Below are 26,684 nucleotides of genomic sequence, written 5' to 3' on the forward strand. Positions count from 1 at the left end.
CTGTAAACATGATTGGATCTCTGTCAGTTCTGTGTTAGCGGCTTCTGCTTGGTTTGTCACATATGTTACGTAGTGTTACGTAATCGCTTGCAAAGCCTGATTTTCGTGGGATCGATAACGAAAGGGATAAGAAAAGGTGTACTTAGCGGCGAATGGGCATAACCACCCAAAAATTAGAACAATTGTTTAACATTTAATTATCAAATAAAAGACATTGTGGAAACGTGAAATAAAAACGGCGTAGCTGAATCGGTTAAATTATTTAAAGAATCGAATGAAAACTGTCAATAATTTCCAGAAAACAAAAACGCACAAAACAACAAATAGCGCGGCGGGGAATATAAAAGCGTTAATAAGCCGTTATAATTACGTTTCGTAATTACAACGGCTAATAATGATGCAGCGTCCTTAAATCAGGTGGGTTTTACGCAGCGCCAGGTAGTCGAGCAGGCCGCCGAACAAAATACCGCCAACGGCGGTCAGCGCGGCAACCTCCAGCAGGCCGGACAGGAAGCTGAACGACGTATAATCCAGCGCGTTGAGGATCAGCAGACCCAGCCATACCGCCAGCAGCAGGCAGCCCAGCGTCAGGATCCCCAGCGCCAGCGCATAGGCCTGCGGATATTCGCTACGCGGTATAAAGCTTGCCGTGCGTTGGGTATGCTCGAGCGTTTGTCGGCACAGCAGCAGCAGCGCGATCCCCGGCACCGCCGCGACCACGGAGAAGAGATAGAAGGCGGACCAGCCGTGGGCCTCGACAAACCAGCCGGCAATCGGCCCGACGTACACGCGGCCAACCGCGGACAGCGCCGAGAGCAGCGCGAACTGGGTGGCGGAGAACGACTTGTTGCACAGCGTCATCAGCAGCGCCACAAACGCCGCCGTCCCCATTCCCCCGCACAGATTTTCAAAGAATACCGCGGTCGCCATGGAATAGAGGTGCTTATCGGTAATCGACAGCAGCCAGTAGCCGGCGTTGGAAACCCCCTGCAGCAGACCGAAGATCAGCAGCGCCCGGAACAGCGTCAATCGCTGCATCAGGACGCCGCCGTACAGGGCGCCAAGAATGGTGGCGAACAGGCCTAAGGTTTTGTTCACCATTCCCACCTCGCCGGCGTCAAAACCGACGCCGCGGATGAGAAAGGTGGTGGTCAGACTCATGGCAAAGGCATCGCCAAGCTTATAAAGAACGATGAGCAGCAGAATCAGCCAGGCGTTGTTACGGCCGAAAAAATCGCGCAGCGGTTCAGCTACCGCCTGCTCCAGCGACCGGGGAACCGGGATAACGTCGCTTGGCTCGGGCGCCAGCAGCGTGGCGATGATGCAGGGCACCAGCAGCGCCGCCATCAGCCAGTACATGCCCTGCCAGCCGAGATAGCGGTCGGCGATCCACAGGGCCAGACCACCGGAGACCAGCATCCCGAGGCGATAGCCCAGCACGCTGATCGCGGCGCCAGCGCCGCGCTCTTCCGCTGGCAGAACGTCGGTTTTCCAGGCGTCAAAAACAATATCCTGCGACGCCGAACAGAAGGCGATCACTACCGCCAGCGCCGCCATCCAGCGCAGCTGGGAGGCAGGTTCGAGAAAACCCATCGCCGCGATGGCCAGCAGAAGCAGGACCTGGGTGGTCACCAACCAGCCGCGACGGCGCCCGAGAAACGGCGGCGTGTAGCGGTCCATCAGCGGGGACCAGAGGAATTTAAAGACATAGGCCTGGCCGACAAGCGAGAAAAAACCGATCGTTTTCAGATCGATGTTTTCCACCGTCATCCAGGCCTGCAGGGTACCGGAGGTGAGGGCCAGCGGCAGACCGGAGGCGAAGCCGAGGATCAGCAAAATCGCTGATTTAGGCTGCTGAAAAATGCGTAAGTAGTGACTGGACATAGCATAAAGCACGAACCCGGCGGAGGCCGGGTTCGTGGGGGCATTAACGCGCGTTTTGCTTGATGAAATCGTGGATGCTGGTGTCCTGCGCCATATCGGCGATGGTATCAGTCAGGACGCTGTTGACGGCATCAGCGATGTTTTTGTTCGAGGCCTGGAAGGCACCTTCTACCGAGTAGCTGGCGCGGTAGTTTTTGGTCATCTTCGTGCCGTTTGCCGCGGTGGCGATGATGGCGATATCGGCTTTGGTGGCGATGTTGTAGCGCACGTTGCCCTGGGAGACGTCAGCGTAGAGTTTGTTGACGATGATCTGCAGATCGACTGCGCCGTTCGGGCCAATCATGTAGCCGCGCGCGGTCATTTGTTTCTCCAGCACTTCCTGCAGCAGGAAGCGCAGATCGCGGGAGGCGGTAAGGGTGACCTGTTGGTTGTCGCGCGTCACTTTCGCCAGCGCCTGGTCCGGACGCTGGTCGGCGCCGTTGATGCTGACGGTCACGCCCATAAGGCTAGGATCCTGCTGCGGCAGCGTGATTTTCGGCGATACTTCAATGGTGGTCGGCGGCGTGGCGCATCCTGCCAGCATAAACATGGCGACCAACGGGAAAAGGATCTTCTTAAGCATGTTCAGGTCTCAACGCATGGTGTTGTTATAAGGAAAATTACCGCCATCATAGCATTGCCAACGGCAAGGGGAAGTGGCAACGCGTGTAAATCCATCGCCCTGGCGGTTTTCTGAGCGTCCCGCCACGGTTAATCGCTCTTTCCCCGGCGGATCTGGCGACCAGAGCCAGTAAACGTGATACTTTTGAATGAAAATATCAGAACAATGCTAATTTTTTGTTGTTTTCTCCTAATGGAAGCGGTAAAAGCGGCTAACATTTAAATGGAGTGGCGGCATCTCAGCGTTGTCGGAGGAGAAAATTCATGATGATACGTGAACAGATCGAAGCAAAACTTAGAGCAGCGTTCGACCCGATGTATCTCGAAGTCGTGGATGAAAGTTATCGTCACAACGTCCCAGCGGGCTCTGAAAGTCATTTTAAAGTGGTGTTAGTGAGCGATCGCTTCACTGGCGAGCGTTTCCTAAATCGCCACCGTATGATCTACGGCACGCTAACCGAGGAGCTGTCGAATACGGTGCACGCCCTGGCGCTGCACACCTACACGATTAAAGAATGGGAAGCGCTACAGGATACGGTTTTCGCCTCGCCGCCGTGCCGCGGCGCGGGGAGCATCGCCTAGAAATCCCATTTGCAACCGCTGGCGCTTTTCCAGTATGTTGCTTGCAGATTTAGCAAAAACGGCCTACGGGCCGTTTTGTTTTGCCTGGAAAATGCGCAAACTCAGCGCTTTTGCGGACAAAATTGAGCGGGAAATGTGAAAAATGCCGCAGCACCAGGCGACAACCGTTCTCGACTCACAAAAGTGATGCCGCTATAATGCCGCGTCTTATATATGAATGTCTTCGGGATGATTCTGACGACAGGGAATGTGTTTCTGATTTGAAGAGGGCATCCCGGTTCTGCGAAGCCACCTACACGCGCTTCCAGAGTTGACCGAGCACTGTGATTTTTTTGAGGTAACAAGATGCAAGTTTCAGTTGAAACCACTCAGGGCCTTGGGCGCCGTGTAACGATTACTATCGCCGCTGACAGCATCGAGAATGCTGTCAAAAGCGAGCTGGTCAACGTAGCGAAAAAAGTTCGCATTGACGGCTTCCGTAAAGGCAAAGTGCCGATGAATGTTGTTGCTCAGCGCTATGGCGCTTCCGTTCGTCAGGACGTGCTGGGCGACCTGATGAGCCGTCATTTCGTTGACGCGATCATCAAAGAAAAAATCAATCCGGCCGGCGCGCCGAACTACGTTCCGGGCGAATACAAACTGGGTGAAGACTTCACCTACGCGGTAGAGTTCGAAGTGTATCCGGAAGTTGAACTGCAGGGTCTGGAAGCGATCGAAGTAGAAAAACCGGTTGTTGAAGTGACCGACGCTGACGTTGACACCATGCTGGAAACCCTGCGCAAGCAGCAGGCAACCTGGAAAGAAAAAGAAGGCGCGGTTGACGCTGAAGATCGCGTAACCATCGACTTCACCGGTTCCGTAGATGGTGAAGAGTTCGAAGGCGGCAAAGCTTCTGACTTCGTACTGGCGATGGGCCAGGGTCGCATGATCCCGGGCTTCGAAGACGGTATCAAAGGCCACAAAGCGGGTGACGAGTTCACCATCGACGTGACCTTCCCGGAAGAATACCACGCAGAAAACCTGAAAGGTAAAGCGGCTAAGTTCGTTATCAACCTGAAGAAAGTTGAAGAACGTGAACTGCCGGAGCTGACCGAAGAATTCATCAAACGTTTCGGCGTGGAAGATGGTTCCGTCGCTGGCCTGCGCGCTGAAGTGCGTAAAAACATGGAACGCGAGCTGAAAGGCGCTGTGCGTAACCGCGTGAAGTCTCAGGCTATCGAAGGTCTGGTTAAAGCTAACGACATCGACGTTCCGGCAGCTCTGATCGACAGCGAAATCGACGTGCTGCGTCGCCAGGCTGCTCAGCGTTTCGGTGGCAACGAGAAACAGGCTCTGGAACTGCCGCGCGAACTGTTCGAAGAGCAGGCTAAACGCCGCGTAGTGGTTGGCCTGCTGCTGGGCGAAGTGATTCGCACCAACGAGCTGAAAGCTGACGAAGAGCGCGTGAAAGGCCTGATCGAAGAGATGGCTTCTGCTTACGAAGATCCGTCAGAAGTGGTTGAGTTCTACAGCAAGAACAAAGAGCTGATGGACAACATGCGCAACGTGGCGCTGGAAGAGCAGGCTGTTGAAGCCGTGCTGGCGAAAGCCAAAGTGTCTGAAAAAGCCACTTCCTTCAACGAACTGATGAACCAGCAGGCGTAATTTCGCCGCGATTGTTCAAGGTTCGGGCAAAAACCCGTTGCCGAAAGGCGGCGGGTTTTTTTTTAGCTAATGATAGCCTCAGGCACGGTGCTAAAACGCATTTACCATGATAGCGTTACAGCAAAAGCTTGTTATGCTTGAAATATGGCAACGCCATCCCCATTACCGAGGGAGGCAACTGCATCCGCAATCGCACGCGTGTTGAAGAGGCGGTGACGCGTTCAGCGGATAGAAACTGTGGCTGATAATCCGTCCGTAAGGTTACAATCAGTGCAGCAGGTATTTTAAAATTACTCCAGGAGACGGAAATGTCATACAGTGGCGAACGAGACAACTTTGCACCCCATATGGCCCTGGTGCCGATGGTCATTGAACAGACCTCACGCGGTGAACGTTCTTTTGATATCTACTCCCGTCTGCTTAAGGAACGCGTCATTTTTCTGACCGGCCAGGTCGAAGACCACATGGCAAACCTGATCGTGGCGCAGATGCTGTTTCTGGAAGCGGAAAACCCGGAAAAAGACATTTACCTGTACATTAACTCTCCGGGCGGGGTGATCACCGCCGGGATGTCGATTTATGACACCATGCAGTTCATCAAGCCGGACGTCAGCACCATCTGTATGGGCCAGGCCGCGTCCATGGGCGCGTTCCTGCTGACCGCCGGGGCGAAGGGCAAGCGTTTCTGCCTGCCGAACTCCCGCGTGATGATCCACCAGCCGCTGGGCGGCTATCAGGGGCAGGCGACGGATATTGAGATCCACGCCCGTGAAATCCTGAAGGTGAAAGGACGCATGAATGAGCTGATGGCGCATCATACCGGCCAGTCTCTTGAGCAGATTGAGCGTGACACCGAGCGTGACCGCTTCCTGTCTGCTGCGGAAGCCGTGGAGTACGGACTGGTCGACTCTATTTTGACCCATCGTAATTGATGCCCTGGGCGTAAGGGTGCCGCTTTACGCTTCATCCTTCTCGCCACGTTTGCTGAGCGGTTGGCATTTTTCCGGACGCTTGCCGGGCAGGCAGGCGGCCGGTCGCTTCGCTACCGCCGCGATGTAGCGCGAAGGATTTTGTGTATATACTAATGAAGGGCGGCACAACGCTATATGGCGGCTTGCGCCTGAGAATGGCATTTGCGTCGTCGTGTGCGGCACAAAGAACTTAAAAAGAGGTTTGGACTCATGACAGATAAACGCAAAGATGGATCGGGCAAATTGTTGTATTGCTCTTTTTGCGGCAAAAGCCAGCATGAAGTGCGTAAGCTGATCGCCGGGCCATCCGTGTATATCTGCGACGAATGCGTTGATTTATGTAACGACATCATTCGCGAAGAGATTAAAGAAGTTGCGCCGCACCGCGAGCGCAGCGCGCTGCCGACGCCGCACGAGATTCGCCACCACCTTGATGACTACGTCATCGGTCAGGAACAGGCGAAAAAAGTGTTGGCGGTCGCGGTATACAACCACTACAAACGTCTGCGCAATGGCGATACCAGCAATGGCGTAGAGCTGGGTAAAAGTAACATCCTGCTGATCGGGCCGACCGGCTCCGGTAAAACGCTGCTGGCGGAAACGCTGGCGCGCCTGCTGGATGTGCCGTTTACCATGGCGGACGCCACCACCCTGACCGAAGCCGGTTATGTGGGTGAGGACGTCGAAAATATCATTCAGAAACTGCTGCAGAAGTGCGATTACGACGTGCAGAAAGCGCAGCGCGGCATCGTCTATATCGACGAAATCGACAAAATTTCGCGTAAGTCCGATAACCCGTCGATTACTCGCGATGTCTCCGGCGAAGGCGTGCAACAGGCGCTGCTGAAGCTTATCGAAGGCACCGTCGCCGCCGTTCCACCGCAGGGCGGGCGTAAACACCCGCAGCAGGAGTTCCTGCAGGTTGATACCTCCAAGATCCTGTTTATCTGCGGCGGCGCGTTTGCCGGTCTGGACAAAGTGATTTCCCACCGTGTGGAAACCGGCTCCGGCATTGGTTTTGGCGCGACGGTTAAAGCGAAGTCCGACAAAGCGAGCGAAGGCGAGCTGCTGGCCCAGGTCGAGCCGGAAGATCTGATCAAGTTTGGTTTGATTCCGGAATTCATCGGCCGTCTGCCGGTCGTGGCGACCCTGAACGAGCTGAGCGAAGAAGCGCTGATCCAGATCCTGAAAGAGCCGAAAAACGCCCTGACCAAGCAGTATCAGGCGCTGTTTAGCCTTGAAGGCGCAGAGCTTGAATTCCGCGACGAAGCGCTGGATGCCATTGCCAAGAAAGCGATGGCGCGTAAAACCGGCGCCCGTGGCCTGCGTTCCATTGTGGAAGCGGCGCTGCTGGACACCATGTATGATCTGCCTTCGATGGAAGATGTCGAAAAAGTGGTCATTGATGAGTCGGTTATCGCCGGTCAGAGCAAACCGCTGCTGATCTACGGCAAACCGGAAGCGCAGCAGGCATCTGGCGAATAATTAGCCATTTCACTCAAGCAGTTAACAAAAAGGGGGGATTTTATCTCCCCTTTTATTTTTCCTGCATTCCCGCCGTTGAATGTGTGGAATACATCCCCATATACTGGATTACATATTAACGACGATGCAGTGGAGTGTGGCGTCGTCGGCTACCTGGCGGACTTTAAACTAAGAGAGAGCTCTATGAATCCTGAGCGTTCTGAACGCATTGAAATCCCCGTATTGCCGTTGCGCGATGTGGTGGTTTATCCGCACATGGTCATACCCCTGTTCGTAGGGCGGGAAAAATCTATCCGTTGCCTCGAAGCGGCCATGGACCATGATAAAAAAATCATGCTGGTTGCGCAGAAAGAAGCGTCGACGGATGAGCCGGGTGTAAACGATCTTTTCACCGTTGGAACCGTGGCGTCTATTTTGCAGATGCTGAAGCTGCCGGACGGCACCGTGAAGGTGCTGGTCGAAGGGCTACAGCGTGCACGCATTTCTGCGCTGTCTGATAATGGCGAGCATTTCTCGGCGAAAGCGGAGTATCTCGACTCGCCGGCGATTGACGAACGTGAGCAGGAAGTGCTGGTTCGTACCGCTATCAGCCAGTTTGAAGGCTATATCAAGCTGAATAAGAAGATTCCACCGGAAGTGCTGACGTCGCTGAACAGCATCGACGATCCGGCGCGCCTGGCGGATACCATCGCGGCGCATATGCCGCTGAAGCTGGCGGACAAGCAGTCCGTGCTTGAGATGTCCGACGTCAACGAACGTCTGGAATATCTGATGGCGATGATGGAATCGGAAATCGATCTGCTGCAGGTTGAGAAGCGCATTCGCAACCGCGTCAAAAAGCAGATGGAGAAATCCCAGCGCGAGTACTATCTGAACGAGCAAATGAAAGCGATTCAGAAAGAACTCGGCGAGATGGACGACGCCCCGGACGAAAACGAAGCGCTGAAGCGCAAGATCGACGCGGCGAAAATGCCGAAAGAGGCGAAAGAGAAAACCGAAGCGGAACTGCAGAAGCTGAAGATGATGTCGCCGATGTCTGCGGAAGCGACCGTCGTGCGTGGCTACATCGACTGGATGGTGCAGGTGCCGTGGAATGCGCGCAGTAAGGTCAAGAAAGACCTGCGTCAGGCCCAGGAGATCCTCGATACCGATCACTATGGTCTGGAGCGCGTGAAGGACCGCATCCTTGAGTATCTCGCGGTGCAGAGCCGGGTGAACAAAATCAAGGGGCCGATCCTCTGCCTGGTGGGACCGCCGGGGGTAGGTAAAACCTCGCTGGGGCAATCTATCGCCAAAGCGACCGGCCGGAAATACGTCCGCATGGCGCTGGGCGGCGTGCGCGATGAAGCGGAAATTCGCGGTCATCGTCGAACCTATATTGGCTCGATGCCGGGCAAACTGATCCAGAAAATGGCGAAAGTGGGGGTAAAAAACCCGCTGTTCCTGCTGGATGAGATTGACAAAATGTCTTCCGATATGCGCGGCGACCCGGCTTCTGCGTTGCTTGAGGTGCTGGATCCGGAACAGAACGTGGCCTTTAACGACCACTATCTGGAAGTGGATTACGATCTCAGCGACGTGATGTTCGTGGCGACTTCCAACTCCATGAACATTCCGGCGCCGCTGCTGGACCGTATGGAAGTGATTCGCCTCTCGGGTTACACCGAAGATGAAAAACTGAACATCGCCAAGCGTCACCTGCTGCCGAAGCAGATCGAACGCAACGCGCTGAAGAAAGGCGAACTGACCGTCGACGACAGCGCCATTATCGGCATTATTCGTTACTACACCCGTGAAGCGGGCGTTCGTAGCCTAGAGCGTGAAATCTCCAAGCTGTGCCGTAAGGCCGTTAAGCAGCTGTTGCTGGATAAATCGCTGAAACACATCGAAATTAATGGTGAGAATCTGCATGATTATCTCGGCGTGCAGCGCTTCGACTATGGCCGCGCCGATAGCGAGAACCGCGTCGGTCAGGTGACCGGTCTGGCGTGGACGGAAGTGGGCGGCGACCTGCTGACCATCGAAACCGCCTGCGTACCGGGCAAAGGCAAACTGACCTACACCGGATCGCTGGGCGAGGTGATGCAGGAGTCGATTCAGGCTGCGCTGACCGTGGTACGTTCGCGGGCGGACAAGCTGGGGATTAACGCCGACTTTTACGAGAAGCGTGATATTCACGTCCACGTACCGGAAGGGGCGACGCCGAAGGACGGTCCGAGCGCGGGGATTGCCATGTGTACGGCGCTGGTCTCCTGCCTGACCGGCAACCCGGTACGCGCCGATGTGGCGATGACCGGGGAGATTACGCTGCGTGGACAGGTGCTGCCGATCGGCGGTCTGAAGGAAAAACTGCTGGCGGCGCATCGCGGCGGTATTAAGACTGTTCTGATTCCTGATGAGAACAAACGCGACCTTGAAGAAATTCCGGATAACGTTATCGCTGATTTGGATATCCATCCGGTGAAACGAATCGAGGAAGTTCTGACACTTGCGCTGCAAAACGAACCGTTTGGCATGCAGGTTGTGACCGCGAAATAGTGATTCTGCGCAAATTGCGCTAATAAAAATAGGGCTGGTAAGTCATTTCGGACTTGCCAGCCTTTTTTTGTGTAGCTAACTTAGATCGCTGGCAGGGGGGTCATCGACAACTGCTGTTGTAAGGGCATGACAGTCCTGATATAACTGCTGCGCGGTCGCACTATGAAGGACTCTGGTGCGATATAAATTATAAAGAGAGGAAGAGAACAGTGAATAAATCTCAACTGATTGACAAAATTGCTGCGGGTGCGGACATTTCTAAAGCTGCAGCTGGACGTGCGTTAGATGCTTTAATCGCTTCTGTTACTGAATCTCTGCAAGCTGGGGATGACGTTGCGCTGGTAGGTTTCGGTACCTTTGCTGTTAAAGAACGTGCCGCCCGTACTGGTCGCAACCCACAAACAGGTAAAGAAATTACTATCGCTGCCGCAAAAGTGCCGGGCTTCCGTGCTGGTAAAGCGCTGAAAGACGCGGTGAACTGATCGGCTTTCCCGTCAGGGAATGTGACGAAGTACAAGGGCGCATCGTGAGATGTGCCTTTTTTATTGCCTTTTCAGACCACTTTATGTGTGTTTATCGCCACTTGTGGGCTGACAATCACCCTGTTTTCTTGTCAAAATACGTCCTCACGCGCGGCGGCCATCACGTGCTATGCTGCGCGAGCTAAAGTCATCTACAGCGGAGCGTTGTTACACCATGATGGACAACCTACGCACGGCCGCCAACAGCGTCGTGCTCAAGATTATTTTCGGTATCATTATCGTCTCGTTCATTTTGACCGGGGTGAGTGGTTACCTGATTGGCGGTGGCAAAAACTATGCCGCAAAAGTGAATGGCCAGGAGATTGGCCGTGGGCAGTTTGAAAACGCCGTCGCCAGCGAACGTAACCGTATGCAGCAGCAGCTTGGCGACCAGTTCTCCGAGCTGGCGGCGAACGAAAACTACATGAAAACCATGCGCCAGCAGGTGCTGAACCGCCTGATTGACGAGTCGCTTCTGGATCAGTATGCCCGCGAGCTGGGCCTCAGCATCAGCGATGAGCAGGTGAAGCAGGCGATCTTCCAGACCCAGGCGTTCCAGACGAACGGTAAGTTCGACAACCAGCGTTTCAGCGGTATTGTCGCCCAGATGGGGATGACCACCGATCAGTACGCCCAGGCGCTGCGTAACCAGCTGACCACGCAGCAGCTGATTAACGCCATTGCGGGTACCGACTTCATGCTGCCCGGCGAGTCCGATCAGCTGGCGGCGCTGGTGTCTCAGCAGCGTGTCGTCCGCGAAGCGACCATCAACGTCAACGCCCTGGCGGCAAAACAGACCGCCAGCGATGAGGAAATCAACGCTTTCTGGCAGCAGAATCAGGCCCGTTTTATGGCGCCGGAGCAGTTCCGCGTAAGCTACATCAAGATGGATGCCGCCAGCATGCAGGAAAACGCCTCTGACGAAGAAATTCAGTCATGGTATGACCAGCACAAAGATCAGTTCACTCAGCCGCAGCGTAACCGCTACAGCGTGATTCAGACTAAAACTGAAGCTGATGCGAAAGCGGTACTGGCCGAGCTGCAAAAAGGCGCCGATTTCGCCACGCTGGCAAAAGAAAAATCGACCGATATTATCTCTGCCCGCAACGGCGGCGATATGGGGTGGATGGAAGATGCTTCTACCGTGCCTGAGCTGAAAGACGCCGGCCTGAAAGAGAAAGGCCAGCTCTCCGGGGTGATCAAATCCTCGGTTGGCTTCCTGGTGGCCCGTCTGGACGACGTCCAGCCGGCGCAGGTCAAGCCGCTGGCTGACGTGCGCAATGACATTGCGGCGAAAGTGAAGCAGGAGAAAGCGCTGGATGCTTACTATGCGCTGCAGCAGAAGGTGAGCGATGCGGCCAGCAACGATAATGAATCGCTGGCGGGCGCGGCGCAGGTCGCCGGACTGCAGGTGGTGGAAACCGGCTGGTTTGGCCGCGATAACCTGCCGGAAGAGCTGAACTTTAAACCGGTCGCTGACGCTATCTTCAACGGCGGTCTGGTCGGCGTGAACGGCGCGCCGGGCAGCAACTCCGACATCATTACCGTTGACGGCGATCGAGCCTTTGTTCTGCGTATCAGCGAGCACAAAGCCGAGGCGGTGAAACCGCTGGCCGAAGTGAAGGCACAGGTCAGCGATATCGTTAAGCACAATAAAGCGGAACAGCAGGCGAAGCGGGATGCCGATAAGCTGCTGGCGGCGCTGAAAGACGGCAAAGGCGATGAGGCGATGAAGGCGGCTGGCCTGAGCTTTGGCGCACCGCAGACGCTTTCCCGTACCGGCCAGGATCCGCTGAGCCAGCTGGCATTTACTCTGCCGCTGCCGCAGCAGGGCAAACCGGTCTATGGCGTTGGCAGCAACATGCAAGGCGATGTGGTGCTGGTGGCGCTCGATGAAGTGAAAGCAGGCAGCATGCCGGAAGAGCAGAAGAAGGCTATGGTTCAGGGGATTACCCAGAACAATGCCCAAATCGCTTTCGAAGCGCTGATGAGCAACCTGCGCAAGGCGGCGAAAATTAAGCTGGGCGACAGCATCGACCAGCAGCAGTAATTTCGCGTCATTTCGCAAAAATACGCAACACCATGTAATCCTCAAGGGCCGCTTTCGCGGCCCTTTCCATTTCTGTGATTTGCCTTTTGTCGGCCATCCGCACTGACGCTATCGTAGCCTTGCTGTCTATACACAAGGAGATATCAGCATGAAATATGGAATAAAAGCACTGATGGCCGCGGGCGTTCTGGTTTTCGCGGTAGGCGCACAGGGCGCGCTGGCTGCCCCCGCCAGCGGCAAAGCGGCGGTAACCAAAGAGCATGTCCAGGCGTCCTCTTCGGCGAAGGCGAAAGCGGAGCCCGGCGAGGCCAACAACGGGGCGACCAAAGTCAGCATTAACCACGCCAGCGCCGAACAGCTGGCGCAGGCTCTGAATGGCGTGGGGTTGAAAAAAGCCCAGGCGATTGTCAGCTACCGTGAGGAGTACGGACCGTTCAAAACCCTTGATGATCTGAAGCAGGTCCCGGGGATGGGCAGCGCGCTGGTGGAGCGGAATTTATCCCATCTGACGCTGTAAATTTTTTGCCAGCGCTTGCACAGCGGTGATTTTTTGCCAGGATAAAGAGGTTGCATCAAGTGGTGTGACCTCTTACCTCATAAACAACAATAACAGAAAGGCATTGATGCTATGCAGACACAAATTAAAGTTCGCGGCTATCATCTGGACGTCTACCAGCATGTGAATAACGCACGCTACCTGGAGTTCCTTGAGGAGGCCCGCTGGGATGGTCTGGAAAAGAGTCCGGCATTTCATTGGATGACCGAGAAAAACATCGCCTTCGTGGTGGTGAACATTAATATTAACTACCGCCGTCCGGCGGTCCTGGGCGATGTGCTGACAGTGAGCAGCAAACTGGAGCAACTCAACGGCAAAAGCGGCACGCTCAGCCAGGTGGTCACTCTCAACCCCAACGGCGAGGTGGTGGCCGATGCGCTGATTACCTTCGTCTGTATCGATTTGAAAACCCAGAAGGCGCTGCCGCTGGAAGGGGAACTGCGTGAGAAACTCGACCAGATGAACTTGCGCTGACAACCGTCGCGTGCGTGCGTGCCGGGCGGTGGCGCACCTCCACCCACGGAAGGTGATGAACCCCTTGCCCCGGTAAGCGTAGCGCTACCGGGGAAGTTGAACTGAAGCTTTTGGAAGATACCTCTGCGGAGGCTATGCCTGTATCAGCCCGGTTTTTTGCTTCATCACCGCCATTACCCCGAGTTTATCGGCCAGATACTGGTTAAGCCCGTTAGCGCGCAGGTTGCAGGCGGCGCACTGGCCGCAGCCATCGCCCTTAATGCCGTTGTAGCAGGTAAGGGTTTCCCGGCGCACCAGATCTAACTGACCCCAGTAGTCGGCCAGCGCCCAGGTCTCGGCTTTGTTCAGCCACATCAGCGGTGTTTCAAAGCGTATGTCTTTCGCCATTCCAAGGCTGACGGCGTGGTGCAGCGCTTTGACAAACTCATCGCGGCAGTCCGGGTAGCCGGAGAAGTCGGTCTCGCACACGCCGGTGATGATAGCTTCGGCTTTTACCTGATAGGCGTAGATGGCCGTCAGGGTTAAAAACAGAATATTGCGCCCCGGGACAAAAGTGTTGGGAATGCCCTCGGCATCAGGCTGATAGTCCGGTACCGGAATGTTATCGCGGGTCAGGCTGCTGACTGCCAGTTCATTGAGCAGGGTAACGTCCAGCACTTTATGCGCGACGGCGCCAAGTTTCAGGGCGAGTTCGCGCGCAACGTCGATTTCCGCGCGGTGGCGTTGGCCATAATCAAAAGTGACGCAATGCACTTCATCATACTGTTGCAGAGCCTGCACCAGACAGGTGGTTGAATCTTGTCCTCCGCTGAAGACAACTACGGCGCGTTTCATGGCAATTCCTGACTAAATGAGTAAAGGCGATATGGTAGCGCCAGACGCCCGCCACCACCAGCTCTGTCACGTCGACGCCGGCAGCCAGGCGCTGGCGAAGTCGAACCAGCCGCGGGCGTTGAGGCGCAAGCCATTGACTCCCGGCGGGGCGCTGATGCGATAGTTGTATTTAAACAGCGGCGTCATGATGGCGTCTTCCATCAGGCTGTTAAATACGTTGCGCAGCGCATCGTTGCGGCTGCGGGCTTCCGGCTGCGCCTGTACCGCGTCTAATGTCGCCTGCAGATGGGCATATTGCGCCCCGGTCAGCAAATTGGGCCACAGCATATCGCAGCGCAGCCACTGCTCCAGGGCATACTCCGGCGCTTCGCCGATCAGGCGGTCGCCCATCATCAGGTCGGCCTGCCCCAGATGTTGGCAGCCTTCCCAGTTTTTGGCGTCATGGAACAGCAGCGTCAGCTCGCAGCCGAGCACAGCCAGCCGCTGTCTCAGCTGTTCGGCCATGGCGTGGAGTTCGACCGGCAGATGGTAGAGCAGCGTGAGCCTGGCCGGCAGCGGCACCGCGCTGTTTTCCGGCCCCTGCGGGATGGACCATCCCGGCAACACCTCATGGCTTGGCGTAATCAGATCCTCGTCGAGCGGCAGCGTGTCCAGCAACGACGAGCGGTGAATTATCGATACCAGCCGCTGGGCCTGCGCTTTGCTAAGCCGAGGGCTGTGACGCAGGGTCAGATAGCAGAAGCCAAGACTGATGCTGTTGCTGACCTGGCGCAGGTTATGCAGCTCTTCTCGATCGCCAATAGTGATCTGCACCGGGTGGCGGCAGCTGGTCCCGAGATCGCGATCGAAGAGCTGGGGGGTGATCCAGTACTCCACCGCCTGGATCAGCGGATGCCGCAGGTGGTAGCGGGGATGGTTCTCCAGGCGGACGAGTTCCGGACTAAACCGCTTCAGGCGGAACGGTCCGCAGCCGATGGCCGGATCGTCAGGATGGGCCAGCACGCTGCAATAGCTGGCGAGGCGGAACGGCAGCCAGTAGTCAGGACGATGCAGCGTGATGGTCAGGCACTGGGCGTGAGTGACATCGATGCGGCTGATGCTGGCGAAGAGGGTCCGCAGGGCGGGCAGTTCCAGCAGCAGCAATAAGCGCTGCCGCAACTGTGCGGTTTCCACCGCATCGCCGTTGTGCCAGCACAGTGTGGAGCGGATATAAAACTGCCAGCGCAGGCCGTCAGGGGAGACCTGCCAGTGGTGCGCCAGATCGCCGATCGGCATATTGTCACCTTCGTCGAAGCGCGTCAGCCCGGCATAGATCTGCCCGGCCAGATGCTGCTCGGCGCGTCCGGGCAGAAAGCCGGGACGCAGCGGCTCCAGCGGGCGATAATAGGGAATACGCAGCGTCGGGGTATTGTTTTGCCATTGACCGCCCAGAAAGGGGTGGAGCAGGGCTTTCAGCTCCACCGGGGCCAGCTGCGCCAGCTCCAGCGCGTTTTGCTGCTGACCTTTATGCAGCGCCTGCTCCATCATCTCATTGCGCAGACGTTCCGGCGTTTTGTAAAAAGAGAGCAAGCCGCGCTTGCCGCGCCCGGAGCGGGCCTGCCAGCTTAACCATCCAGCTTCCTGCGCCTGACGCAGTAGGGTACGGACGTGGCGTTCGCTGCAAAAACAGCGTTCCGCCAGCTCGCCGACGGTGACCTGCTGCTGCGCCCCGGCAGAGGGCTGCCACAGCCGCTGGTACTGGTTTAAACGGTGTAAGAGTCGCATAAGCGCTGTCGCCCACCGGGCCGCAATAAACCCGGAACAATTTATATTATCTATTCACTATTACTTCCGTATATCCCAGGTGATACTGCAACACAAGCGAAGCCCATCACACATCGGGGAAAACACCATGGCAAAACTGGCAGCATTTGATATGGACGGCACCTTACTGATGCCGGACCATCGTCTCGGAGAAAAGACGCTCACCGCGCTGAAACGGCTGCGGGAACGCGATATCACTCTGACGTTCGCCACCGGCCGCCATGCGCTGGAGATGCACCATGTGATGGGTGAATTTTCCCTGGACGCATTTCTGATCACGGGCAACGGGACGCGCATCCACTCGCTGGAAGGGGAGGAGCTGTACCGTCAGGATCTCAATCCCGAGGTAGCGGAAGACGTGCTGCATAGTCGATGGGATACCCGGGCCAGCATGCACGTGTTTAATGACGGCGGTTGGTTCACCGGCCAGGCAAGACCTGAGCTGCTGAAGGCGCATGTCTTCAGCGGGTTTCGCTATCAACTGTGCGATCCGAAACGTATGTCGGCGCATCATGTCACCAAGATCTGCTTCTGCGGCGATCATGACGATCTGCGCCGCCTGCGGATCCAACTGAATGAGGCGCTGGGCCAGCGCGCGTTTCTCTGCTTCTCGGCGATGGACTGTCTGGAAGTGCTGCCGGTTGGCTGCAATAAAGGCGCGGCGCTGGCGAGGCTGAGCCAGCACCTGGGACTCTCCCTACAGGAGTGCATGGCCTTCGGCGATGCGATGAACGATCGCGAGATGCTTCGCAGCGTCGGGCGGGGGTTCATCATGGGCAACGCGATGCCGCAGCTGAAAGCCGAGCTGCCGCATCTCCCGGTTATTGGCGACTGCCGGCATCAGGCGGTCTCCCATTTTTTAACGCATTGGCTGGATAATCCTGATCTTCCTTATTCCCCCGAATAGAGAGACCCTTCCAGCAAGCCAGATAGCATTCTATCTGGCTTTTTTTATGTTCTGCCGACCAGCCGGGCGATCTCCGCCTGCCAGGGTGCGATATCGCCGATGTTGGCCGCCACCCACTGCGGGTTGTAATAGCTTTCCAGATAACGCTCGCCGCTGTCGCACAGCAGGGTGACGAGGGAACCCGTGCGTCCTTCCTCGCGCATCCGCGCGGCCAGCTGCAGCACGCCCCACATGTTGGTCCCGGTCGAGGCGCCGACTTTTCGCCCAAGCTGCGTTTCCAGCCACAGAGCAGTGGCCACGCTCGCCGCATCCGGCACGCGCAGCATCTCATCGACAACATCGGGAATAAACGATGGCTCGACGCGCGGGCGGCCGATGCCTTCAATTTTGCTGCCGATCGGGCTGCGCAGGCTGGCGTCGCGGGTCTGCCAGTAATCGAGGAATACTGAATTTTGCGGGTCGACAACCATCAGCTGCGTCTCGTAACCCTGGCTGCGAATATAGCGGCCAATGGTCGCCGAGGTCCCCCCGGTGCCGGCGCTCATCACGATCCACGACGGCTGCGGGTGCGGCTCATGGCTCATCTGGCGGAAAATACTGTCGGCGATATTGTTATTGCCGCGCCAGTCGGTGGCCCGCTCGGCGAAGGTAAACTGATCCATATAGTGGCCGTTCAGTTCACGCGCCAGCGTTTCGGAAGCCGCGTAGATTTCGCAGGCGCTCTGCACAAAATGGCAGCGTCCGCCGTAGAACTCGATCTGTTCGATTTTTCGTCTGGCGGTGCAGGAGGGCATCACGGCGATAAACGGCAGCCCCAGCAGGCGGGCGAAATAGGCTTCAGAAACTGCGGTCGAACCCGAAGACGATTCGATAATCGTGGTGCCTTCTTTGATCCAGCCGTTGCACAGGCCATAGAGAAACAGCGACCGCGCCAGACGATGTTTGAGGCTACCGGTCGGATGCGTACTTTCATCCTTCAGATAAATCGGGATCCCCGGAAAACCAGGCAACGCCAGGCGAATCAGGTGTGTATCGGCGGAACGCTGATAGTCGGCGTTAATTTCACTAATGGCGTGTTTTACCCAGGCGCTATTCATCTCGGATTCCTGTTTGTCATTTTGTGCCCAGCTTAGCGGATTGTGCGGGAAAAATTGTTGCTATTTGACCTTTCAATTACAATTGCGGGAGTAAATTATTCTCTCTGGTGGCCTTATGTTAGATAAAATTGACCGTAAGCTGCTGGCGCTGCTGCAGGAAGATTGCACCCTCTCTTTGCAGGCGCTGGCCGATGCCGTTAATCTGACCACGACCCCTTGCTGGAAACGCCTGAAACGACTCGAGGATGAGGGTATTCTCCGCGGGCGCGTCGCCTTACTGGATGCGGAAAAGGTGGGGCTGGGGCTGACGGCGTTTGTCCTAATCAAGACCCAGCATCACAGCAGCGACTGGTATTGCCATTTTGTGAGCGAAGTGACGCAGATGGCTGAAGTGCTCGGCTTCTGGCGGATGGCGGGGGAGTATGACTATCTGCTGCGGGTGCAGGTGGCCGATATGAAGCGCTATGACGACTTTTATAAACGGTTGGTGAACAGTGTGCCGGGGCTGTCGGATGTCACTTCGAGTTTTGCCATGGAACAGATAAAATACACCACCGCCTTGCCTGTCGAATAACGGTATTGCGCCGTAACCCATAACCAATCAGGATCTTACTGCTTGCGATTATTTGCACAACTCAGCTGGTATTTCCGCCGGGAGTGGCGCCGCTATCTTGGCGCAATTGCCCTGCTGGCCATTATTGCCGTCCTGCAGCTTGTTCCGCCGAAGGTGGTGGGCATTGTGGTCGACGGCGTGACGCAACAACATTACACCGCGGAGAAGGTGTGGATGTGGATCGGCGCGCTGGTGCTGATCGCGGTGATGGTCTACCTGCTGCGCTATGTCTGGCGCGTGCTGCTGTTCGGCGCCTCTTACCAGCTGGCGGTCGAACTGCGGGAAGACTTTTACCGGCAGCTGAGCCGCCAGCATCCGGCGTTCTATTTGCGCCATCGCACCGGGGATCTTATCGCCCGCGCCACCAATGACGTGGACCGGGTGGTGTTTGCCGCTGGTGAAGGGGTGTTAACCCTGGTGGATTCCCTGGTGATGGGCTGTGCGGTGTTGATTGTGATGTCGACGCAGATTAGCTGGCAGCTCACCCTGCTGGCGCTGCTGCCGATGCCGCTGATGGCCCTGGCGATCAAACGCAACGGCGATGCCCTTCACGAACGTTTTCGCGTCGCCCAGGCGGCCTTTTCCAGCCTCAACGATCGCACGCAGGAGAGCCTGACCAGCATCCGCATGATTAAGGCGTTCGGGCTGGAGGATCGCCAGTCGGCGCAGTTTGCCGCCGATGCGGCCGATACCGGAGCGAAAAATATGCGCGTGGCGCGAATTGACGCTCGCTTCGACCCCACCATCTATATCGCCATCGGGGCGGCGAACCTGCTGGCCATCGGCGGCGGCAGCTGGATGGTTATCCACGGCAGCCTGACGCTGGGGCAGCTGACCAGCTTCGTGATGTACCTTGGCCTGATGATCTGGCCGATGCTGGCGCTGGCGTGGATGTTTAACATCGTGGAGCGCGGTAGCGCGGCCTATGGTCGTATCCGCACCCTGCTCGAAGAGGCGCCGGCGGTGGACGACGGGACCGAAACGGTGCCGGCAGGCCGCGGCGTCCTGCAGGTCGCTATCTGCGATTTCATCTATCCGCAGGCGAGCAAACCTTCACTGGAACAGGTTAATTTTACCCTTCAGCCGGGGCAAATGGTGGGCATCTGCGGGCCGACGGGCGCCGGCAAAAGCACCATTCTGGCCCTGCTGCAGCGCCATTTTGACGTCACCAGCGGCGAGATCCGCTTTCACGATCTGCCGCTACCGCGTCTGCAGCTCGACAGCTGGCGCGAACGGCTGGCGGTGGTCAATCAGACGCCGTTTTTATTCTCCGATACCGTCGCCAATAATATCGCGCTGGGAAAACCGGACGCGACGCCGGAACAGATTGAGCGGGTGGCGCGGCTGGCCAGCGTGCATGACGACATTCTGCGTCTGCCCCAGGGGTACGATACCGAAGTGGGCGAGCGCGGCGTGATGCTCTCCGGCGGCCAGAAACAGCGTATCTCTATTGCCCGCGCCCTGCTGCTGGAGGCCGAAATTCTGATCCTGGATGATGCCTTATCGGCGGTGGATGGCCGTACGGAGCACCAGATCCTGCACAACCTGCGCCAGTGGGGAGAGGGGAGGACGGTGATTATCAGCGCCCACCGGCTGTCGGCGCTGACCGAGGCCAGTGAAATTCTGGTACTGCAGCATGGGCATGTCGCCCAGCGCGGCCGCCATGAGGCGCTGGCCGTGCAGCCAGGCTGGTATCGCGACATGTATCGCTATCAGCAGCTGGAGGCCGCGCTCGACGAGGTTCCCCAGGAGCAAGAGGAGGTCCTGGATGCGTAGCTTTACCGAACTCTGGCCGACGCTTAAACGCCTGCTGGCCTATGGTTCACCGTGGCGTAAGCCGCTGGCCATCGCGGTGGCGATGATGTGGATCGCGGCGGCGGCAGAGGTGAGCGGTCCGCTGCTTATCAGTTATTTCATCGACAATATGGTGGCGAAACATACTCTGCCGCTGAAGCTGGTGGCAGGCCTGGCGGCAGCCTATATCGGTCTGCAGCTGCTGGCGGCGTTACTGCACTATAGCCAGTCGCTGCTGTTTAACCGCGCCGCGGTTGGCGTGGTCCAGCAGTTACGCAGCGATGTGATGGATGCCGCCCTGCATCAGCCGCTCAGCGAGTTTGATACTCAGCCGGTCGGGCAGCTTATCTCCCGGGTAACCAACGATACGGAAGTCATTCGCGACCTGTACGTGACGGTAGTGGCGACGGTGCTGCGTAGCGCGGCGCTGATCGGCGCGATGCTGGTGGCGATGTTTAGCCTCGACTGGCGGATGGCGCTGGTGGCAATCGCGATTTTCCCGGCGGTGCTGATCGTGATGATCATTTATCAGCGCTATAGCACGCCGATCGTGCGCCGGGTGCGCGCCTGGCTTGCCGACATCAACGATGGCTTTAACGAAGTGATCAACGGCATGGGTGTCATTCAGCAGTTCCGCCAGCAGGCGCGTTTTGGCGAACGGATGCGTGAGGCCAGCTACGCCCACTACCTGGCGCGGATGCAGACGCTGCGCCTCGACGGTTTTCTGCTGCGTCCGCTGCTGAGTCTTTTTTCCTCGCTGGTGCTGTGCGGGCTGCTGATGCTGTTCGGCTTTAGCGCGGCGGGCACGATTGAGGTCGGGGTCCTGTATGCGTTTATCAGCTATCTCGGGCGCCTTAACGAGCCGCTCATTGAGCTGACCACCCAGCAGTCGATGCTGCAGCAGGCGGTGGTCGCCGGCGAACGCGTTTTCGAACTGATGGACCGTCCGCGCCAGGCGTGGGGCGCCGATGACGCGCCGCTGAGCAGCGGTCGAGTGGAAATCGACCATCTCTCCTTCGCCTACCGCGGGGATCGTCTGGTCCTCCAGGATATCACGCTGGATATCCCTTCCCGCAGCTTTGTGGCGCTGGTCGGGCATACCGGCAGCGGGAAGAGTACCCTCGCCAGTCTGATGATGGGCTATTACCCGTTAACCCACGGGGAGATCCGCATCGATGGCCGGCCGCTCGCTTCTCTCAGCCACAGCGCGTTGCGTCGGGGCATCGCGATGGTGCAACAGGATCCGGTGGTGCTGGCGGATACCTTCTATGCCAACGTCGCGCTGGGCCGGGACATCAGCGAAACCCAGGTCTGGGAAGCGCTGGAGGCGGTGCAGCTGGCGGCGGTGGCGCGCAGCATGAGCGACGGCCTGTACACCCAACTGGGCGAGCAGGGCAATAATCTCTCCGTCGGACAGAAGCAGCTGCTGGCGCTGGCGCGCGTGCTGGTGGACACCCCGCAGGTACTGATTCTGGATGAGGCGACAGCAAACATCGACTCCGGTACCGAGCAGGCGATCCAGCAGGCGCTGGCGAAGGTTCGCCAGCATACCACCCTGGTGGTTATCGCCCATCGGCTGTCGACCATCGTCGAGGCGGATACCATTCTGGTTCTGCATCGTGGTCAGGCCGTCGAGCGGGGCAACCACCAGCAGCTGCTGGCGGCGAAAGGCCGCTACTGGCAGATGTATCAGCTACAGCTGGCTGGTGAAGAGCTGGCGGCCAGCGCCAGAGAAGAGTCGCTCAGCGCCTGATGCACCACCAGCAGGCAGCGAAGGCTGGGCGGCCTGTCGTGGTGCAAAAACGTTACATCAAATGCACCGCTGTGGTGCATTTTTGCCCGTTAAATGCCTTTGCGCCGGCTAATGCCTGACCTCTCGCCTGTTTTTTGCCATCAAAGGGCCGCTAAGCGGCCTTTTTTCATTTCTGGCATAGCCCTTGCTTTATATCCATCGTGTTAGCTGCGGCCATTACCGAATACTGACTGGAGGGGACTTATGAAGCTGGTTACCGTGGTAATCAAACCATTCAAACTGGAAGACGTGCGTGAAGCCTTGTCTTCCATCGGCATTCAGGGCCTGACGGTCACTGAAGTCAAAGGATTTGGCCGTCAGAAAGGACATGCGGAGCTCTACCGCGGCGCCGAGTATAGCGTCAACTTTCTGCCAAAAGTGAAGATTGATGTGGCGATCGCCGACGATCAGCTGGATGAAGTTATCGATGTCATCAGCAAAGCGGCTTACACCGGAAAAATTGGCGACGGCAAAATTTTTGTCGCTGAATTGCAGCGCGTCATTCGCATCCGTACCGGCGAAGCTGACGAAGCGGCACTGTAATTTCCAGACCACACAGTGATGGGGAACGAAACAATGAAAATGGCAACAATGAAATCGGGTCTGGGGGCATTAGCCCTTCTTCCGGGGCTGGCGATGGCCGCGCCTGCGGTGGCGGACAAAGCCGATAACGCGTTTATGATGATTTGCACCGCGCTGGTTCTGTTTATGACTATCCCGGGGATTGCGCTGTTTTACGGCGGCCTGATCCGCGGTAAGAACGTTCTTTCCATGCTGACGCAGGTGATTGTCACCTTTGGCCTGGTCTGCGTACTGTGGGTCATTTATGGCTATACCCTGGCCTTCGGCACCGGCGGCAGCTTCTTCGGCAGCTTTGACTGGGTGATGCTGAAAAATATTGAACTGAAAGCGCTGATGGGCACCTTCTATCAGTATATCCACGTCGCCTTCCAGGGCTCGTTCGCCTGCATCACCGTCGGGCTGATCGTCGGGGCGCTGGCTGAACGTATCCGTTTCTCCGCCGTGCTGATTTTCGTGGTGGTGTGGATGACGCTCTCCTACGTGCCGATTGCGCATATGGTCTGGGGCGGCGGTCTGCTGGCGACGCATGGCGCGCTGGATTTCGCCGGCGGCACCGTTGTGCACATCAACGCCGCGGTCGCCGGGCTGGTGGGCGCGTATATGATGGGCAAACGCGTGGGCTTCGGCAAAGAAGCGTTCAAACCGCATAACCTGCCGATGGTGTTCACCGGCACCGCTATCCTCTACGTGGGTTGGTTCGGTTTCAACGCCGGGTCTGCCAGCGCAGCGAATGAAATCGCGGCCCTGGCGTTCGTTAACACCGTCGTGGCGACCGCCGCTGCTATCCTGGCGTGGACCTTTGGCGAATGGGCTCTGCGCGGCAAACCTTCACTGCTGGGCGCCTGCTCCGGGGCAATTGCCGGTCTGGTTGGCGTTACGCCGGCGTGTGGTTATATCGGTGTCGGCGGCGCGCTGATCGTCGGTATCGCCTCTGGCCTGGCGGGTATCTGGGGCGTGACTGCGCTGAAACGCTGGCTGCGTGTGGATGACCCTTGCGACGTCTTCGGCGTTCACGGCGTCTGCGGCATCGTCGGCTGTATTCTGACCGGTATCTTCGCGGCGACTTCTCTGGGCGGCGTCGGTTATGCGGAAGGCGTCACCATGGGCCATCAGCTGCTGGTGCAACTGGAAAGTATCGGCATTACCGTGGTCTGGTCCGGCGTCGTCGCTTTTATCGGCTACAAAGTAGCGGATATGACCGTAGGGCTGCGCGTGCCGGAAGAGCAGGAGCGCGAAGGGCTGGACGTCAACAGCCATGGCGAAAACGCTTACAACGCCTGACAGAAAACCCTTCTCCATGTAGCAAAAAGCCTCCCGTAGGGGAGGCTTTTTTTATGCGTTGCGGTTGCGCATCACCCCTTCCTGCACCGTTGAGGCAACCAGCGTGCCATCCTGGGTGTAGAACTCGCCGCGGACGAAGCCGCGGGCGCTGGAGGCCGAGGTGCTTTCGACGCTGTACAGCAGCCACTCATTGATATTAAACGGCCGATGGAACCACATCGAGTGATCGATAGTGGCGACCTGCATGCCGGGCTCAAGGAAACCAACGCCGTGCGGCTGCAGCGCCACCGGCAGGAAGTTAAAGTCCGAGGCATAGCCCAGCAGATACTGATGAATGCGCAGATCGTCGGGAACGGCGCCGTTGGCGCGCAGCCACACCTGACGCACCGGCTCGGCGATATGGCCTTTCATCGGGTTATGAAACTCCACCGGGCGGATCTCCAGCGGCTTATCGCAGAGGAATTTGTCTTTCACCTGCGGCGGCAGGAGATGCGCCAGCTTGCGGGCAATGTCGGTTTCCGAAGGCAGCCCATCAGGGGAGGGGGCGGCCGGCATCGCTTTCTGATGTTCATAGCCGTGCTCTGGCGCCTGGAAGGAGGCGGTCATATAGAAGATCGGCTTCCCGTTCTGGATGGCGGCGACCCGGCGGGCGCTAAAGCTGTTGCCGTCGCGCAGCACCTCCACATCGTAGACGATCGGTTTTTGACTGTCGCCGGGGCGCAGAAAGTAGCTGTGAAACGAATGCACCAGACGTTCAACGGGCACGGTCTCTTTTGCCGCATACAGCGCCTGGCCCACCACCTGGCCGCCAAAAACCTGGCGCAATCCCAGGTCTTCGCTCTGTCCACGGAACAACCCTTCCTCAATTTTTTCCAAATCTAATAATGCCAGCAGGTTAGAGAGTGCCTGACTCATACTTTTCCTCAGTTAACAATGGCGGCGCCGCGCGCGTAATGTGGCAAAGTATAACCTGGAATCGCAAGTGGTCCGATGGGTGTAATAATCTGAATAACAACCGGTCAACAGGAAGAAATCTGCGATCTGTGCCACACTTATTGACGACACGAAAGTTCCTGCCGGCGAAGCGGCGGAACATCCTCCTGGGTATTAAGGGATGATAAGGAGAACATCATGAAATTTGCCTATATGTTTAGTGCCTTAGCCGTCGCCGCGACGCTGACCGCCTGTGCTAATCACCACTCGAACAATTCTTCGACGCAGGCGGCTGCACCCGACCCTTACGGTATTGCGACGCTGAGCGTGGCGCAGCAGCAGCCGAGCGTCACGGGGACGATTAATATCCGCCAGAGAATCGCTTTGCCGCCGGATGCGGTGCTGACGGTGACCCTGTCGGATGCTTCTCTGGCCGATGCGCCAGCCCGCGTATTGTCGCAAAAAGCGGTGCGTACCGAAGGCAAGCAGGCGCCATTCAACTTTGCACTGCCTTACAACCCGGCAGATATTCAACCGAACGCCCGCATTCTGTTGAGCGCAGCGATTACGGTTAACGGCCAGCTGATGTTCATTACCGATACCGTGCAGACGGTGATCAACCAGGGGGGCACCCATGCCGACCTGACGCTGGTTCCGGTTCAGCAGACCGCCGTGCCTGTCGCACAGTAAGCTCGCTAAGCCCCCGAATGGGGGCTTTTTTTTGGTCTTCAGTAAACCCAGCGATAGCGCTGGAGATCGATATGGCCGCCGCCGGAGACCTGCACCCCTTCGGCCAGCAGCGCCTGACGCTGCCGCTGCAGATCGGGGCCGGTGAGGGAGATATCGCCATGGCGATTGACTACCCGATGCCAGGGCAGAGTGGACCCTTCCGGCAGACGCTTCAGCACACCGCCCACCTGGCGCGCCGCGCGCGGCGAACCAGCCAGCCTGGCGACATCGCCATAGGTCGTGACATACCCTTCCGGTATCGACGCCACAATGTGCCAGACACGTTGGGGAAATGTATCGTGCGGATCCATATTCAGTCCTGTTACCCGAAAAACGCCAGCATAAGCGCTGATCTTCAGGCTGTACAGCCTGCCCGATCAGGCGGGCTGTTCGACGGTGAACGTCAGAGCGAGGCCGAGGATCTGCATGCCATGGACATTGTCGGAAGGTGAACTGGCGATGAGGCTCTCAAGGAATTTTAACCGCTGCGAGGTCGCGTTGATGATCAGCTTCGCGCGCAGGCCCGGCATGGTCAGCGACGATATGGGGTATACCACCCGACCGCTGATGTAGACCGGTAGCTTGCGCAGTTCCACCTGGCGCAGGACGCCGACGGTGGAATAGAGCAGCGCCAGCGGCGTGACCGCCCGCACCGGCGCCTGACTGATGGTCACGAAGTCGAGCATTTTTTCAGGGCGCAGATAATTCACCCCCTGAAAGGCGATGGTCATCCCTTCAATGGCGGGTAAAGGCAGAGTGATGGTCTGTGGTGATGAGTCAGTCATTCGATTACCGTCGAGACAAGGTGCTGATGATAAAAGGGGACGCAAGATGGCTAAGTATGGTGGATATCCCCACTGTGTGCTGAGCGCGCGCTCGCAATCTCACAGGTTGAGCGTGAGTGACTGGTTTTATTCGCATTATTGCGCAATAAACCAGCAGGCAGTCGGGGCG

General features: G+C 57.4%; 24 protein-coding genes. 16 read left to right on the forward strand and 8 right to left on the reverse strand.

The features are described from left to right. Nucleotides 1-408 precede the first annotated feature (408 nt). Nucleotides 409-1,884 carry a muropeptide MFS transporter AmpG gene (gene ampG / locus KHQ24_RS02610; RefSeq protein WP_064183753.1) on the reverse strand — a complete coding sequence of 492 codons (1,476 nt, stop codon included), beginning with the start codon at nt 1,882-1,884 and terminating at the stop codon, nt 409-411. A gap of 43 nt (nt 1,885-1,927) precedes the next feature. After that, the gene (locus KHQ24_RS02615; protein ID WP_004204800.1) at nt 1,928-2,506 is read right to left on the reverse strand and encodes a lipoprotein; all 579 of its coding nucleotides are present in this window, start codon (nt 2,504-2,506) and stop codon (nt 1,928-1,930) included. A gap of 302 nt (nt 2,507-2,808) precedes the next feature. On the opposite strand from KHQ24_RS02615, the gene bolA reads away from it, so the two are divergent. The 9 genes from bolA to KHQ24_RS02660 all read left to right on the forward strand — a co-directional run bounded on the left by bolA (nt 2,809) and on the right by KHQ24_RS02660 (nt 13,365). Continuing rightward, nucleotides 2,809-3,126, forward strand: coding sequence for a transcriptional regulator BolA (gene bolA / locus KHQ24_RS02620; protein ID WP_002891649.1), 318 nt, complete (start codon nt 2,809-2,811; stop codon nt 3,124-3,126). A gap of 345 nt (nt 3,127-3,471) precedes the next feature. Further along, nucleotides 3,472-4,770, forward strand: coding sequence for a trigger factor (tig, locus tag KHQ24_RS02625; protein ID WP_004204798.1), 1,299 nt, complete (start codon nt 3,472-3,474; stop codon nt 4,768-4,770). A 308-nt stretch (nt 4,771-5,078) separates the two neighbouring features. Next, entirely contained in the window at nt 5,079-5,702 is a 624-nt protein-coding gene (gene clpP, locus KHQ24_RS02630) for an ATP-dependent Clp endopeptidase proteolytic subunit ClpP (protein WP_002891804.1), read from the forward strand. Nucleotides 5,703-5,951: 249 nt separating this feature from the next. Further along, nucleotides 5,952-7,226: an ATP-dependent protease ATP-binding subunit ClpX gene (clpX, locus tag KHQ24_RS02635; protein WP_002891807.1), complete on the forward strand. Its 1,275-nt coding sequence runs from the start codon at nt 5,952-5,954 to the stop codon at nt 7,224-7,226. Between the two features lie 183 nt (nt 7,227-7,409). Further along, nucleotides 7,410-9,764, forward strand: coding sequence for an endopeptidase La (gene lon, locus KHQ24_RS02640; protein WP_004151336.1), 2,355 nt, complete (start codon nt 7,410-7,412; stop codon nt 9,762-9,764). A gap of 209 nt (nt 9,765-9,973) precedes the next feature. Next, nucleotides 9,974-10,246, forward strand: a complete 273-nt coding sequence (hupB, locus tag KHQ24_RS02645; RefSeq protein ID WP_002444653.1) for a nucleoid-associated protein HU-beta — start codon at nt 9,974-9,976, stop codon at nt 10,244-10,246. A 214-nt stretch (nt 10,247-10,460) separates the two neighbouring features. Next, complete coding sequence (gene ppiD, locus KHQ24_RS02650) at nt 10,461-12,335, forward strand: peptidylprolyl isomerase (protein ID WP_017898913.1); 1,875 nt, start codon at nt 10,461-10,463, stop codon at nt 12,333-12,335. A 148-nt stretch (nt 12,336-12,483) separates the two neighbouring features. Beyond that, nucleotides 12,484-12,852 (forward strand): ComEA family DNA-binding protein, encoded by a 369-nt coding sequence (locus KHQ24_RS02655; protein WP_004204794.1) that lies wholly within the window; start codon nt 12,484-12,486, stop codon nt 12,850-12,852. Between the two features lie 111 nt (nt 12,853-12,963). Continuing rightward, on the forward strand, nt 12,964-13,365 hold the full coding sequence (locus KHQ24_RS02660) for a YbgC/FadM family acyl-CoA thioesterase (RefSeq protein WP_004204793.1): 402 nt from the start codon (nt 12,964-12,966) through the stop codon (nt 13,363-13,365). Nucleotides 13,366-13,497: 132 nt separating this feature from the next. Here KHQ24_RS02660 and queC read toward each other — a convergent pair whose 3' ends face one another. Together queC and KHQ24_RS02670 are read right to left on the reverse strand one after the other, a co-directional pair. Next, nucleotides 13,498-14,199, reverse strand: coding sequence for a 7-cyano-7-deazaguanine synthase QueC (queC, locus tag KHQ24_RS02665; RefSeq protein ID WP_211777113.1), 702 nt, complete (start codon nt 14,197-14,199; stop codon nt 13,498-13,500). Nucleotides 14,200-14,265: 66 nt separating this feature from the next. Further along, the gene (locus KHQ24_RS02670) at nt 14,266-15,963 is read right to left on the reverse strand and encodes an SgrR family transcriptional regulator (RefSeq protein ID WP_211777114.1); all 1,698 of its coding nucleotides are present in this window, start codon (nt 15,961-15,963) and stop codon (nt 14,266-14,268) included. Between the two features lie 127 nt (nt 15,964-16,090). Between KHQ24_RS02670 and cof the strand changes: the two genes are divergently transcribed. After that, complete coding sequence (gene cof, locus KHQ24_RS02675) at nt 16,091-16,909, forward strand: HMP-PP phosphatase (protein ID WP_017898908.1); 819 nt, start codon at nt 16,091-16,093, stop codon at nt 16,907-16,909. 44 nt (nt 16,910-16,953) lie between these two features. Here cof and KHQ24_RS02680 read toward each other — a convergent pair whose 3' ends face one another. After that, entirely contained in the window at nt 16,954-18,006 is a 1,053-nt protein-coding gene (locus KHQ24_RS02680; RefSeq protein ID WP_023319850.1) for a PLP-dependent cysteine synthase family protein, read from the reverse strand. Between the two features lie 115 nt (nt 18,007-18,121). On the opposite strand from KHQ24_RS02680, the gene KHQ24_RS02685 reads away from it, so the two are divergent. The 5 genes from KHQ24_RS02685 (at nt 18,122) to amtB (ending at nt 24,068) form a co-directional block, all read left to right on the forward strand. Further along, nucleotides 18,122-18,580, forward strand: coding sequence for an Lrp/AsnC family transcriptional regulator (locus KHQ24_RS02685; protein ID WP_004204786.1), 459 nt, complete (start codon nt 18,122-18,124; stop codon nt 18,578-18,580). Nucleotides 18,581-18,622: 42 nt separating this feature from the next. Beyond that, entirely contained in the window at nt 18,623-20,395 is a 1,773-nt protein-coding gene (locus KHQ24_RS02690; protein ID WP_194417554.1) for a SmdA family multidrug ABC transporter permease/ATP-binding protein, read from the forward strand. Beyond that, nucleotides 20,388-22,166 carry a SmdB family multidrug efflux ABC transporter permease/ATP-binding protein gene (locus KHQ24_RS02695; protein WP_004204783.1) on the forward strand — a complete coding sequence of 593 codons (1,779 nt, stop codon included), beginning with the start codon at nt 20,388-20,390 and terminating at the stop codon, nt 22,164-22,166. The genes KHQ24_RS02690 and KHQ24_RS02695 overlap by 8 nt, the downstream gene beginning before the upstream one ends. A gap of 243 nt (nt 22,167-22,409) precedes the next feature. Further along, complete coding sequence (gene glnK / locus KHQ24_RS02700; RefSeq protein ID WP_002891893.1) at nt 22,410-22,748, forward strand: P-II family nitrogen regulator; 339 nt, start codon at nt 22,410-22,412, stop codon at nt 22,746-22,748. Between the two features lie 33 nt (nt 22,749-22,781). Continuing rightward, on the forward strand, nt 22,782-24,068 hold the full coding sequence (amtB, locus tag KHQ24_RS02705) for an ammonium transporter AmtB (RefSeq protein ID WP_004204781.1): 1,287 nt from the start codon (nt 22,782-22,784) through the stop codon (nt 24,066-24,068). A gap of 51 nt (nt 24,069-24,119) precedes the next feature. Here the strand turns inward: amtB and tesB are convergent, their stop codons facing one another. Continuing rightward, nucleotides 24,120-24,983 carry an acyl-CoA thioesterase II gene (tesB, locus tag KHQ24_RS02710; RefSeq protein WP_004204779.1) on the reverse strand — a complete coding sequence of 288 codons (864 nt, stop codon included), beginning with the start codon at nt 24,981-24,983 and terminating at the stop codon, nt 24,120-24,122. A 216-nt stretch (nt 24,984-25,199) separates the two neighbouring features. Here tesB and KHQ24_RS02715 point away from each other — a divergent pair, with 216 nt between their 5' ends. After that, nucleotides 25,200-25,691 carry a YbaY family lipoprotein gene (locus tag KHQ24_RS02715; RefSeq protein WP_002891903.1) on the forward strand — a complete coding sequence of 164 codons (492 nt, stop codon included), beginning with the start codon at nt 25,200-25,202 and terminating at the stop codon, nt 25,689-25,691. A gap of 38 nt (nt 25,692-25,729) precedes the next feature. On the opposite strand, the gene KHQ24_RS02720 is transcribed toward KHQ24_RS02715, so the two are convergent. Then, nucleotides 25,730-26,041 carry an MGMT family protein gene (locus tag KHQ24_RS02720; RefSeq protein WP_004204778.1) on the reverse strand — a complete coding sequence of 104 codons (312 nt, stop codon included), beginning with the start codon at nt 26,039-26,041 and terminating at the stop codon, nt 25,730-25,732. 66 nt (nt 26,042-26,107) lie between these two features. Beyond that, complete coding sequence (locus KHQ24_RS02725; RefSeq protein WP_017898905.1) at nt 26,108-26,515, reverse strand: hypothetical protein; 408 nt, start codon at nt 26,513-26,515, stop codon at nt 26,108-26,110. Nucleotides 26,516-26,684 lie beyond the last annotated feature (169 nt).

Origin of the sequence: Klebsiella sp. 54, assembly GCF_018223875.1 — a bacterium.
Lineage (GTDB): Bacteria > Pseudomonadota > Gammaproteobacteria > Enterobacterales > Enterobacteriaceae > Klebsiella > Klebsiella quasipneumoniae.